This is a genomic window from Paraburkholderia sp. EB58 (assembly GCF_050436665.1).
In the GTDB taxonomy this organism is placed as follows: Bacteria; Pseudomonadota; Gammaproteobacteria; order Burkholderiales; family Burkholderiaceae; genus Paraburkholderia.
Window position 1 is genome coordinate 75,174 of the sequence record NZ_JBNDMQ010000020.1, and the last position, 12,418, is coordinate 87,591.

12 protein-coding genes are annotated in these 12,418 nt (G+C 62.5%); 1 reads left to right on the top strand and 11 read right to left on the bottom strand.

Annotation, left to right across the window (positions count from 1 at the left end; all coding sequences use genetic code 11):
* Positions 1-165: 165 nt before the first annotated feature.
* The 7 genes from P3T40_RS26565 to P3T40_RS26595 all read right to left on the bottom strand — a co-directional run bounded on the left by P3T40_RS26565 (position 166) and on the right by P3T40_RS26595 (position 6,685).
* On the bottom strand, positions 166-1,194 hold the full coding sequence (locus tag P3T40_RS26565; RefSeq protein ID WP_429270682.1) for a Rieske 2Fe-2S domain-containing protein: 1,029 nt from the start codon (positions 1,192-1,194) through the stop codon (positions 166-168).
* The gene (locus P3T40_RS26570) at positions 1,191-2,306 is read right to left on the bottom strand and encodes a hypothetical protein (protein ID WP_429270683.1); all 1,116 of its coding nucleotides are present in this window, start codon (positions 2,304-2,306) and stop codon (positions 1,191-1,193) included. The genes P3T40_RS26565 and P3T40_RS26570 overlap by 4 nt, the downstream gene beginning before the upstream one ends.
* Positions 2,303-3,499 (bottom strand): ATP-grasp domain-containing protein, encoded by a 1,197-nt coding sequence (locus P3T40_RS26575; RefSeq protein WP_429270684.1) that lies wholly within the window; start codon positions 3,497-3,499, stop codon positions 2,303-2,305. Before P3T40_RS26575 ends, P3T40_RS26570 begins: the two co-directional genes overlap by 4 nt.
* A gap of 71 nt (positions 3,500-3,570) precedes the next feature.
* The gene (locus P3T40_RS26580) at positions 3,571-4,575 is read right to left on the bottom strand and encodes a 3-oxoacyl-[acyl-carrier-protein] synthase III C-terminal domain-containing protein (protein WP_429270685.1); all 1,005 of its coding nucleotides are present in this window, start codon (positions 4,573-4,575) and stop codon (positions 3,571-3,573) included.
* Positions 4,572-4,883, bottom strand: a complete 312-nt coding sequence (locus P3T40_RS26585) for an ArsR/SmtB family transcription factor (RefSeq protein ID WP_429270686.1) — start codon at positions 4,881-4,883, stop codon at positions 4,572-4,574. Before P3T40_RS26585 ends, P3T40_RS26580 begins: the two co-directional genes overlap by 4 nt.
* 71 nt (positions 4,884-4,954) lie before the next feature.
* Entirely contained in the window at positions 4,955-5,677 is a 723-nt protein-coding gene (locus P3T40_RS26590) for an OmpA family protein (protein ID WP_429270687.1), read from the bottom strand.
* 633 nt (positions 5,678-6,310) lie between these two features.
* On the bottom strand, positions 6,311-6,685 hold the full coding sequence (locus P3T40_RS26595) for a hypothetical protein (protein WP_429270688.1): 375 nt from the start codon (positions 6,683-6,685) through the stop codon (positions 6,311-6,313).
* Here P3T40_RS26595 and P3T40_RS26600 point away from each other — a divergent pair.
* On the top strand, positions 6,684-6,896 hold the full coding sequence (locus P3T40_RS26600) for a hypothetical protein (protein WP_429270689.1): 213 nt from the start codon (positions 6,684-6,686) through the stop codon (positions 6,894-6,896). The genes P3T40_RS26595 and P3T40_RS26600 overlap by 2 nt on opposite strands.
* Before the next feature lie 143 nt (positions 6,897-7,039).
* On the opposite strand, the gene P3T40_RS26605 is transcribed toward P3T40_RS26600, so the two are convergent.
* From P3T40_RS26605 to P3T40_RS26620, 4 genes are all read right to left on the bottom strand, one after another.
* Positions 7,040-7,963, bottom strand: coding sequence for a dihydrodipicolinate synthase family protein (locus tag P3T40_RS26605; protein WP_429270690.1), 924 nt, complete (start codon positions 7,961-7,963; stop codon positions 7,040-7,042).
* Between the two features lie 46 nt (positions 7,964-8,009).
* The gene (locus P3T40_RS26610) at positions 8,010-9,761 is read right to left on the bottom strand and encodes an IlvD/Edd family dehydratase (RefSeq protein WP_429270691.1); all 1,752 of its coding nucleotides are present in this window, start codon (positions 9,759-9,761) and stop codon (positions 8,010-8,012) included.
* Positions 9,762-10,300: 539 nt separating this feature from the next.
* Complete coding sequence (locus P3T40_RS26615; protein WP_429270692.1) at positions 10,301-11,053, bottom strand: SDR family oxidoreductase; 753 nt, start codon at positions 11,051-11,053, stop codon at positions 10,301-10,303.
* Positions 11,054-11,126: 73 nt separating this feature from the next.
* Positions 11,127-12,086 (bottom strand): GlxA family transcriptional regulator, encoded by a 960-nt coding sequence (locus P3T40_RS26620; RefSeq protein WP_429270693.1) that lies wholly within the window; start codon positions 12,084-12,086, stop codon positions 11,127-11,129.
* Positions 12,087-12,418: the final 332 nt, after the last annotated feature.

Here is a 12,418-nt window from a genome sequence, read left to right on the forward strand (position 1 = left end):
GGTGAGAGGATTCGGGATAGTGAGGACTTCCAGGATCTGGCATCCGCGAGGTGAGCGTTTCCAGGAGTTCCGCGACACCATAGATGCAGCGACCGGACGCAGAATGGTGAGGATTTCCAGGAGTCTGTTTCTGACTAGCACGCCTGGTACTTGCCAGACCCGCTGTCAAAGCATGATGTCGACACGCCGGCTTTGCTCCATGAGCGGCCCCGAGCGCAAGGCCCACACTTCATCGAGGCTGGGCCGCACCAGATCGAGCTCGGTCGACACACCCGCATCGCGACGAAAGCGTGTCTTGTTCGCGGCTTGCGTCTCCACGATCTCCTGATCCTGCTGCGCCACCCGACGCAGGAACGGCCATGCCAACATCCGCACAGCCCATTCAGGCGCCCAGCGATTTTCAACGTGCAAGCTGCCGTGTACCTGCGTTAGCGCTTCGCTGATGGGGCTGAAATGGATCGTAAAGTACAACGCGCTGCCGTCCCGATAGCGGTATTCGAGCTGGGCCGAGCCCGCCGCCGCGGCAGCAAAATGCGCGCGTTCAAGCTCACGCGGCGACTCGAATAAGCGATACAACCAGCCGCTTTGCTGCGGCTGTCCCTGATAGTCCACTTGCAGCACGCCTGTCGAGCGCGTGATGGTCGCACTGACGATCTGGCGATTGCCTTCGCGGCGCACGAGCCCGGGATGGACGAAATGCGTGTGGAGCGGATCGAGAAAATTCTCCAGCGCGTCGACCGCGTGAGCTTTCCACGTCGTGCTCCAGGTAAAGCGGCGGCTTCCCTCCGGCAACCTGCGCAGAAAGTCGGGCAAGTCCTGCGAGGAGGCGCTACCCGACGCGTCAGGTTTGACCCAGATGAGCCCGTCGTGCTCCATCACGGCGACCGAGCCGACTTGAACTACCGGTTTGCAAGCGTGTGCCGCGAGACCGGGCAGCGCGGTGCAGCGTCCGTCCGCGCCGAAGGTCCAACCGTGATAGCCGCACTGCAGTCCTGCGGGTGTGATGCGTCCTGCCGACAGCGGCGCATGCCGGTGCGGGCAACAGTCGTCGAGTGCAAGGAGTTCACCTGACTGCAAGCGCGCGAGTACAAGCGGCCGATCGAGCAGCGTGACGCTCAACGGCTTCGACTTCAGCTGTCTTGATTCGGCGACGACAAACCAGCTTCGATACAGCGCCGGGTTCCATGCGTTCATAGTTGAAAGCGCCTCATGATCGGTACGCCGAGTTTTGTCGTCAGCATCTGCAAGCCGCGCAGCGTGCGGCGCGTCGCTATCGGCAGGTGCCGGCTGAATACCGCGCTGTACTCGATGGCCGGCTCGCCGCCCCTGAGTCGTTTGAAGTGCGCCGCACCCGCGCTCAGGTTGAGTATCGCGTCGCGTTCGAGCGTTGTCTTGAGCACATGGGCCATCAGCAGACGATACAGGCCGGCTGATGGCGGCCAGCTCGTGTCGTAGCCGACGATCGGCGCGCTCAGCAACGACCCCTGTCCGAACATGCCGACCACCGCGCGCAGTTCTCCGGTGTCGTCCCTGAAACCGGCGAACTCGAGCAGTCCCGCGCGGTGCCACGCCTTCAGAAACGCCGGCGTATAGCTTGGGTTGAGTCGCGAGTATTTGTCGAGGTAAAGCTGCGCATAGAGCGCTTCACTGCGCACAAAATCCGCGTCCGTGAATGCGTCGTGGGCGACCGGCGTCAACGGCGTGGTACGTAGCAACTGCAGATCGCGGCGCAGGTTCTGATGCTTCGTTATGCTTTGCTTTACATCGCGAAAGAGATAGACCTGCCGGGTGGGGATCAGCTCGAAGCCGACCGCCATCAACGCCTGCAACCAGTCCGCATGTTGCGCGAAGTTGAGCGAGCGGAACCAGAACGCGTGGCGCGGCCAGCACGCCACGCACGATGCGATGAGCGTGCCGAAATCGATGCCGTCGGCTGCGGGATACAGGTTCGTGCTGAGCAGCCAGTTGTTCAGCGACACCGCACTGTCCAGCTCGCCCCGGCGCAGCCACCGGTCGGCCAAGCCGATCATGCCGCCTAGCGGCGCGGCGAGCACGCGCGGTGCGACGCGGCGAGTCTCTTCGAGCGCGTAGCGGCTGTAGGTCGTCAACGGCGAGCACACCCATGCGTTTCCCGGCATGGCATCGTTGACGGTAACGGGCAGCGTCAGGCCCCCGGCGTCGATGGTCTCCACGCGCGCGTCGATGTTCGAGACGAAGCCGCGCGTCGCCACACCCGCATGCAGCGTGCTGAAAGCTGCGGCCTTATCGGCGAAACACGCGTGCGGCACGTACAGGCAAGTGGTCATGCTTCGGGCAACTCCTGGCCGTCCCACTCGATATCCTGCGTCGCCGCCTCGCGCATATTGCAACGCTGCGCAAGCGCGAGCCGCGCATATGACGCCAGATCGCGAATCGCACCGGCAATCGGACCGCGGTCACCCGGCGTGCCGATCACATCGAAGGCGCGGCGATAGTCGTGTGCCCAGCGGCGCAGTTCGCCGCGCCTCAGCGCGTCGATCAGGCCTGCGCTCAGCATCACTGCGCTTACCATCCGCGGAGCGTTTGAGGACGGTTCGATGGGCGATACCGGCGCGTCGCCGGGTGCGCCGTGAAGCGCGCCATCGAGTGTGCCGTTAAGCGCATCAGGCAGTGGGTCGTCAAGCGTGAAGAGATGGCAGCCGCTGGTCGCACGCGGATTACATTCGAGCACGCTTACCCGTCCGTCCGCATGCTGGATCCAGTCGAACGACAACTGGCCGGTAAAGTCGAGCTTGCGCGCGAAGTTTTCGACAAAGCGGCGAATCGCTTCGATGCGCATCCCTTCGAAGTAGAAGCTCGAACTCGTCGACATTCTCCAGCCAGGGCGATAGACGCTATGGGCCACCAGACGGCCGCGATCTGCCACGCTGTACGAGCAGAATTCGCGGCCCTCGGCGAACGCCTGCACCACCCAGTGGCCGAGCGGCGCGAGAGGCGGCGCGGCATCAGGAATACCGTGACGATAAATCCGCACGTGGACGCCAAACCGCGAGTACTCTGGTTTAAGCACAACGGGTCTTGTACCGGCCCAATCGCGTGCCTCGTCGAGCGAGGCAACGCGTGCCGAGTCCGGCACTTCGACGCCACAGTCCCGGGCCAGCGAAAGAAAGCGCCACTTGCTGTGCACGTCGCGCATTTTATTGAAGTGGTCGGCGACGACTCGCACATGCGTCGGCAGCCGGTCGCGATAACGCGAGATGAAAAACACCTCCTCGCAGGTGGGCACGATCAGGTCGATGCCATGTGTCAATGAAGCGCGCCGCAAGTCGTCCACGAACCGTGCTGGCTCATGACGCGGCGACGCGACCCGCAGCGTCGCGCTCACCGCGCGCGATGCGCCGCTGATCTGGCAGGGAATACTGTCGGCCACCCACACTGTCCAGCCCTGATGCGCAAAGCGGCGTGCGTGATCGAGCGCCGCAGGCGCACGCCCGCCCAGGATGAGGACGTTACGCGTCATGGCATAACTTCGCGACCGTGCAATGCAGTGGGCGGGCGCTGCAGAGCCAGCTATCAGCGTGCAGGCGCATGTCAGTAGACCATCACCATGCCACCGAGCGTCAGGCCTGCGCCGGAGCCGATGAGCATGATGGGGTCGCCGCGCTGGACCCGTCCGCCTGCAATCGCGTGATGCAGCGCGGACGGCAGCGACGCCGCGACCTGGTTGCCGAAGTCCGCGAGGATGTCGACTGTGCGCTCCGCTTCGACGCGCAGCCGCTTGGCGAGATGATCGAGCGCGAGGCGGCTAGCCTGATGTGGCACGACGAGGCGCAGTTGATCGAGGGTCAGGGCAGCGCCGTCGAGCAGCCCTTCGACGAAGCGTGGCATCTCACGCGACACCGTCTTGAAGAGGCGCGGCCCGTCCATATGGAACAGCGCGAGCGGATCGATGCTGTCACTCAGCCGCCGAGGATGGTAGCGCGACCCACCCGCCTTGATATGGCAATACGCCGCGCCCTCGGGATAGGTTTCGATGCGTGAGGCCAGGATGGACGAGGTTTCGCCGGGCGCGGCCTGGCGGATCACCGCGGCCGCGGCGCCGTCGCCGAAAATCGCCGATTCGCCGAGTGTCGACCAGTCGAGCGAGAACGTGGCGATATCCGCGGAGACGATCAGCACGTTCCGATACCGACCGCTTTCGACCAGATAGCTCAGCGTGTCGAGTGCCACCAGAAACGACAGGCAGCTCGCGCCGACGTCGAAGGCGGTAATCCGCTTGGTATCGCCGCCGCGCGCGGCCAGAATCATGGCTGCGTTGTAGGGCAACGCCTGATCCATCGTAGCGGACGCAGAGACTAAGCAATCAATGTCGCTCCAGCGGAGATCCGCCTGCAGGAGGGCCGCTGCGCATGCCGCCAAGGCAAGCGAAGCCGAGTTTTCGTGCACCGTGCGATGACGCGTGCGCACACCGTATCGCTTGAAGACCGTACCGGCCGGCAGCCCGAAGCGCTGGTCGATTTCATCGCTCGTCAACACCTGTTCCGGTACTGCCACCCCGGTGCCGCAGATGCGGATATTGCGTCGATGATTCGTCATACTGCTTCCTCCGCGTAGCGGGCGGTGCTTGTCAGCGCCTCCAGCAACAGCGCTTTGTTGACTGTGAGAAAGACTTCGCGGCCCTCCTTGCTACTCTCCAGCAAACCCGCCGACTGCAGCACGCGAAGGTGATGCAGCACGGCGGTGCGGCTGAGCGGAAGCACGTCGGCGATCTGCTTGATCGTCAGCCGCTCGCCCGGTTCGAAGAACAGCAGAATGCGCTGCCGGTAGCTGTCGCCCAGTGCCGAGAAGACGGCGGCGAATTGCTCCCAGTCTGCGGGAATACGGTTGGCATACAAGTTTCTCATATCTATAAAGCTAGATATGTAGTTATATTAGGTCAAGATTTTTTATTAACCGGCGATCGGCGGCGGCGTCACTAGCCGCGCACGTACGTCACGATCTCCACACGACGATCCGGTTGAAGGCAGCGGACCAGGTCCGTGTTGTCCATGCTTCCGCATTGCGTCACCGGATCCTGGCTGCCGAGCCCTTCGGCACGGATCTTTTCTGCCGGCACGCCTTGCTGGACCAGCACGGCCTTCACTGCCTCAGCCCGGCGTCTAGACAGATCCAGGTTATAGCCGTCAGACCCGAGGCGATCGGTATAGCCGCGCACCTCGACGTGGCCGAACGGACTGGCGCGCAGGCGTGCTGCGATTTGTGCGAGGTCCGACAGCCCTGCAGGACGGATGTCGTTGATGTCTCCGCGATCAAAGGGAAACAGCGCGTCTGCTGACAGACGCTCGACGCGCGGCGGCGGCGCTTCAGGAGCAGGTTCAGGCGCAGGTTGTACCTCAGCCGGATTGGCGCCGTAGACAACCGGCCCCTGAACTACCCAGTCGCCGGGCACCCAGACATAGCGGCCGTGCGTCCACGCCCAATAGCCGTGATGCCACATATGTCCAGCGCGGGGCGGCGGCACCTGCTCATAAACAGGCCCGGGAGTAGGCACGAGCACGACTTGCGCGAAGGCTGCCGGTGCTGCTGCGACGAGGGCAGCAGCAGCGACGATCCTACGCAAGACAGTGCGTGAATGCGATGTGCGTTTGCGTGACGAGAGCGAGTGGTGTTCGAGCGATTGTGATTGTAGGAACGTCATCAGGACAACTCCGAATGGGTATGGACCGCCATGAGTTGCGGAGGCACATGCGCATTCTAGAAAGGGCGCATATGACAAGCTCTCTCGGTTTGTAACGAGACGTGTGTGGCGTTACGTCTTTGTGATTTAACGGCTGGGTTAACCACGAACGAACTGCAAACAATGGTTAAACGCATCAAAAAGCGCGATACGGAGCGCCGCAAACGCGATGCTGTTCATTGCAATTCTGAGATGCACAACAGGCTCATTACGTCACGCCAGATCGACGAAGGGTGAGAATATTCGGGAGCAGGAGCGGACGTCAAAACAACCCGAAGCAAAGTGTCGATCAGGCTCGGCAGCTATCGTGTCACGTACAGGATGCCTTACCTAGGAATGCAGAATAACGAGCGACGTGCTGCAAAGGTGAGGTTATTCGGGAGCTGCGCGTGATGACCAAAAGGTGCGATCACGAGCACGCATTGCATTCACCTTTTGTCGATCGTAGGTGAGGGTCCTTCTGCGCTCGCGCATCACCTCCTCAACCGGGCCGTCCAGTGTTCGCGGGCGAGCGGGTCGAAGTCTGCACACGCCTGACTCCCACGTTGTAACTTCAAGCGCTTCAACCACTTGGCTCAGTTGCCCGCAAGTTATTCACACCCTTGCAAACAGAATCTGTGGACAACTCTCCCGTTCGCCCTTGGCCCACCAGGCAACGTAGAAAACGGGACAAACGATATATACTGTTTTCAGTATTTCCCACACGGAGATGATGACCATGGCCGCACCCAGCACCAGAAAGCCAGCAAAGAAAGCCGTTCCATCGCCCGCTCGCTCGAACGGCAGTGCAGAGGCCGTCGCGCCGGCTGAGGGGCCGAAGAAGGCGGCGGTGACGGCCAGGGCGGCCAAGCCGAACACAACGCGTGCAAAGCGTGGCAGCCCTGTTAAAACCGAGCCGGTAAGCGTGGCCGCCGAGCAAAAACCGAAGCGCGTGAAGAAGGAGAAGGTGGTCCGCGACAGCTTCACCATGCCGAAAACCGACTACGAGAAGCTCGGGGAGTTGAAGCAGAAATGCCTGAGCGCGGGCGTGGCTGTGAAAAAGAGCGAGTTGCTTCGAGCCGGTCTGCTACTCCTCGAAGCGGCGCCGCTTGCCCAGTTGCTCGATGCGATCGCGGCGGTCGAAACGGTCAAAACGGGGCGCCCTGCCAAGCCGTCGCACCAGCAGAACGCGGCGCAGTGAGCCGCACCAACTGCACCAGGCGGCGGGCAACAAAGGCGTGGGCGCCGTGAGGTTGGATCGCCCATGTGTCCCGCTGCATTTACTGAAGGTGAGTCTTTTCGGGAGCATCAGTCGCGCAGAGACGTCGTGCCATGCCGGCCCGCTCACGGCAACGGTCCCAGCACCTCAGCAAACCGTCGAGCCGCATCGAGCCCAAAGCGGCTCGGCAATAACTTCGCATCGCGGTCATGCACTACCTCGAAACCCATGCGCCACGCGGCGATACGCTTGCCATAGCAGATCAGCGTATCGAGCGACTGCATCACGAACACGATAGCCGGCAATACGTCCCGGTAGAGCGCCTCCGCTTGCGCGATGTCGCCGCTCGTGAAAGCCCGATAGATGCGTTGCTGCCAGTCGAAACAGTCTGGCGCCACGATCATGCCGGAGCAACCGGCGCGCAAATTGTCGATTAGCTCGAGGCCGCCGCGCCCGTTCAGTACCGGCATCAGATGACCGATGCGCGCGACGGTTTCCGCGAGGACGATGGACGGCCCCTCTCCTTTGAGCACTCGGAAATTCGGACACTGTGCGGCGAGCCGCTCCAGGCTTTCGGGGGAAAGACCCACGCCGAGATATTCGGGGGCGTTCTGAATGCCCATGGGCACGTCGAACCCCGCCATCACGGCGGCGAAGAAGTCGAAGTAGAACTTTTCTGGCTGAGGCGCGCTGCCCATAGCTAGCGCGGGCGGCTGCAGGATCAGCCAGCTTGCGCCTTGTTCCACCGCGAAGCGGGCGAGATCGCGTTGAGCCTCGACGGTCGTGCCGCTGATGGTGACCGCGAGCGGCAATGCCCCACCGCTATCCTCGCGCGCCCATTGGATGACCTGCTCGCGTTCCGCGCGCGAGAGCTTGTTGACTTCAGTCGCCAGACCCAGCATTGCCACGCCGGGCGCATTCGCCCGCACCACGGCCTGCATCTGTCTGCGCATCGCTTCCCGATCGAGTTGGTTGTTGCGATCGAAGAACGCGTAGAGGATCGGATAGATCCCTGCGATGTCAGGTGGACTTGTGTTTGACTCGTTCATGGTTGCCACTTTCATCTCCTGCGTCAGTTTCCAGCGCCAAACGCGCTCAATGAGAATCGCGCGGCACCGCCGCGCCGCTGGAGCCGACGAGGAATTCCAGATCGGCGCCCAGATTAGCTTGCTGCACGCTCTGCACATAAAGCTTGTACCAGCCGCGCTGCGGTGTGGCTGGGGCTTGCCATGCAGCGCGGCGGCGCGCCAGTTCCGCATCGTCGACATCGAGATGAAGGCGCCGTCCCGCCACGTCGAGTTCGATCATGTCGCCATCCTGCACGAGCGCCAGCGTGCCGCCGGCGGCCGCTTCCGGGGCCACGTGCAGGACGACCGCGCCGTAGGCCGTGCCGCTCATGCGGCCATCGGAGATGCGGACCATGTCGGTAATGCCCTGCTTCAATACCTTGGGCGGTAAGGGCATGTTGCCGACCTCCGCAAAGCCGGGGTAGCCCTTCGGTCCAGCACCTTTGAGCACCATTACGCAGTTGGCGTCGATATCGAGGTTGTCGTCATTGATCCGCGCATGCAGGTCTTCGATACTCTCGAACACGACTGCGCGGCCCCGGTGCTGCAGAAGCGCCGCCGTTGCTGCCGAGGGTTTGATGACGGCGCCATCCGGCGCCAGATTGCCCTTCAGCACGGCGATGCCGGCTTTGGCCTTGAACGGTGTCTCGATCGGGAAAATGACCTTGCGGTCGAAGCATTCGGCACGGCTGACGTTGTCCCAGATCGGGCGGCCATTGACGGTCAACGCATCGCGATGGAGCAACTGCGCCTCGCCGAGTTCGCGCAGCACCGCGGGCAAGCCACCCGCGTAATAGAAATCTTCCATCAGGAATTCGCCTGATGGCTGCAAGTTCACGAGACACGGTACCTCGGAGCCGCGTTCCCAGTCTTCCAGCTTCAGGTCGACGCCGATCCGTCCGGCAATCGCCAGCAGATGCACCACGGCATTTGTCGAGCCGCCAATCGCTGCGTTGGCGCGGATCGCGTTTTCGAAGGCGGCACGGGTCAGGATCTTGTCCATCGTGAGGTCTTCGTTGACCATCTCCACGATGCGGCGTCCTGCCATGTGCGCGAGGACCTGGCGGCGCGCATCGACCGCGGGAATCGCGGCATTGTGCGGCAGTCCCATGCCGAGTGCCTCGACCATGCTGGCCATCGTCGAGGCCGTGCCCATGGTCATGCAATGGCCGCGCGAGCGGTTCATGCAGCTTTCCGCCTCGACGAATTGCTCCATGTCCATGGTGCCGGCGCGTACCTGCTCGGACATTTGCCATACGCCGGTACCCGAGCCGAGCGTTTGGCCTCGATAGCGGCCGTTCAGCATCGGGCCGCCCGAGACAGCGAGCGTCGGCAGATTGCATGACGCGGCGCCCATCAGGAGCGCAGGCGTGGTTTTGTCGCAGCCGCATAGGAGGATAACGCCGTCGATCGGATTGCCACGAATCGACTCCTCGACGTCCATCGACGCCAGATTGCGAAACAGCATGGCAGTGGGCCGCAGATTCGATTCGCCTAGCGACATGACCGGGAACTCCACCGGAAAGCCACCTGCTTCGTATACGCCCTTCTTGACGTATTCGGCCAGTTCGCGGAAATGGGCGTTACACGGCGTGAGTTCCGACCACGTATTGCAGATGCCGATCACCGGCCGGCCGTCGAACAAATGATGTGGCAGTCCCTGGTTTTTCATCCAGGAGCGATGAATGAAACCATCCTTGTCGGCTTTGCCGAACCAGGCCTGGCTACGCAACGGTTTCTTGGTGTGGCTGTTCACGGTGCCTCCTTTCGTGCGCTTCATGAGCGGCATCCTTGGATGACAGGCAAGTCATCTTTCGGAATCCGCGCGATTCGATCAGGGTCTCGACGGTGCGATGTTTTTTGGGTTTCTTGGACTCTACGAGCGGCTCCAGCGTCCGTCAACCTGTGCATGGCCGTCCTCCTATGTGACACGCTTTATCTTGAAAACGAATGCATCAAATCGCGCCACGGATGGGGACGTCGCGCGTGTCGCTCAGGTAAAGGTGAGGACTTTCGGGAGTACGAAAAGCATGGGGAAATGTTGCGGAATGTGCCGGCGAAATCCATGGCTTCATGACGGCGAAACGCAGGGCACTTTCTTGACGCTGCGATAACCGGTTCCGCGCAAATGGCACACAGGACCGGGTTTTGTGCATGAATACCGCACGGCGAGACGCGGCGATATCAGTGCCGCCGAGGGTCGTGCAAACCTCTCGTGCAAGACCTGAGCCCAGGTACGGGCTCATGATAGGTGAGGATATTCGGGAGTCGAACGCAGCTGAGCTTAGGTGAGTCAGCACGCGCCGCGTCAACTCACGGTTACCTCACTATTACCTCGCGGATATCCGCGATGGGCGTCTCTCCGAAGGCATCGCTCAATGCGAAGTTGATCAACTGGGTAGCACACTGCTCAGGCGAAACCAGTTGCCCGCTGCGCTTGAGTTCTTCAAACTTTTCGCGCAAGGGGAATTTCTCTTCGCCGCTGCCGCGAATCTCCGCCTGCATGCCGGTGTCGATCACGCCCGGCGCCACGCTGCAGATCCGCAGCGCGCGATTGGTGTCGAGGACGACAGTGCGCGCATGGTGATCGAGCGCGGCCTTGGTTGCGCAATAGATGCTCCAACCGGGATAGGCGGTGCGGCCCGCGCCGCTCGAGATGTGCACGATCCGGCGGTCGCTCGCGTTGACGCTGGCAGTCGCCACGGCGCTCGCCAGCATCAGTGGCGTCGCTACATTGAGGCCGATGGCGCTGGCAATGTCGGCTGCGTCCTGGGTTTCGAGCGACCCGATCGGTTGCACCGTGCCTGCGTTATTGAACAGCAGCACGCTATGCGCACCGTCGACGAAGCGGCTCAATGCGTCGCCCGCGAGCCATTGTGCGACGCGCTCCGGATTGGCGAGATCCAGCTCGACTTCTTCGAATGTCTGAGGATAACGCTGAGCGAGGGCGGCGTTGCGCGAACGCGAGAGCGCCAGCACGGCAATGTTGCGCGACAGCAGTTGTTCCGCGAGCGCGGCGCCGAGGCCGCGCGTATGGCCGCTAACGATGGCGCGAGTGGTGTGTGGGGTCACGAGAGTCCTCGGGAGGGCAGAGAAGACTTCGCATTTTCTCACTATGCGCGCCAAGTCTGCAGCGGCGCGCCCCTCACGCCGAGCGGAAGCGCTCCCGGTACTGCACCGGCGTCGCGCCGATGCGCCGCACAAATACGATGCGCATGCGGTCGGCGGTGCCAAACCCGCAGTCGTAGGCGATCGCCTTGAGCGCGGCGGCACTGCTCTCGAGCAGTTTGCGCGCCGCGTCCACCCGCGCGCGCTCGACGAACTCGTGCGGCGTGACGCCGGTTTCCTCCACGAAGACCCGGGCGAAATTGCGCGCGCTCATGGCGGCGACGTCCGCGAGTTGCTTCACCGTGAAGCGCTCGCCGATATGTTCCATCACATGCGCCTGCACCTTCGCCACCGCCGACGTCTCGTCCGCAGGCGCCGTCAGATACGGGCTGAACTGGGACTGACCGCCCTGGCGCTGGGCAAACACGACGAGGCGCTTGGCGACCGCAAGCGCAGTGCGCGGCCCATGATCTTCGGCGACGAGCGCGAGCGACAGATCGATCCCGGCCGTGACGCCCGCTGACGTGACGAGCCGCTCGTCGCGCAGATAGATACGGTCGAAGTCGACCCGTGCGCGCGGAAACTGCGTGGCGAGTTGCTCGGCGTGTTGCCAGTGGGTCGTGACGCTGCGCTCGTCAAGAAGACCCGCGTGGCCAAGCGCGAACGCGCCGGTGCAGATGGAGCCGTAGCGTTTGCAACGTGCGGCGACGCTCGTGAGCCAGCCTATCAACCGCGGGTCGGGCTCGCTATCCGGCAGGGCGGGGCCGCCGGCCACCAGCGCGAGATCGAAGGCGCGCCTCGTTCCTTCGAACGTATCGTCGGCGACGAGCGCCATGCCATTCGAGGCGCGCAATGTGTTCGGTTCCGCGCTCAGCAGCGTCACCTGGTAATGCGCGTTGCGCGGAAGAAACTTGTTGGCTTCCGAAAAGACATCCACCGGTCCTGCGACATCGAGTGCTTGCACTCCGGGAAAGATCGCAACAGCGACGCTTGGCATCGAATGACCTCGTTGAGAACAGGCGCTACCTGCATGTAGTCGTTGACCAATACTGCACTTCATCAAGCTGATCCGGCAGAGAGGTCACGGAACAGCATAGCAAACCGGAGAAAAGGTGAGGATTTCCAGGGAGTCGATTTTCTCACGCAAAGGTGACTGGCCTGATGATGTTGACACTCACGTATCGTGATCCCGAATAGTCTCACCTTTGCGCGCGTGGCAATCGTGAGCATGATTGCCGGTATGGGCTTGATGATGTGTAGCGAAGCATGTCGACAGCGCTTCGATCACGGTTTACGGTGCGTCGTGTGTGACGAGTCGCATCACCCGGC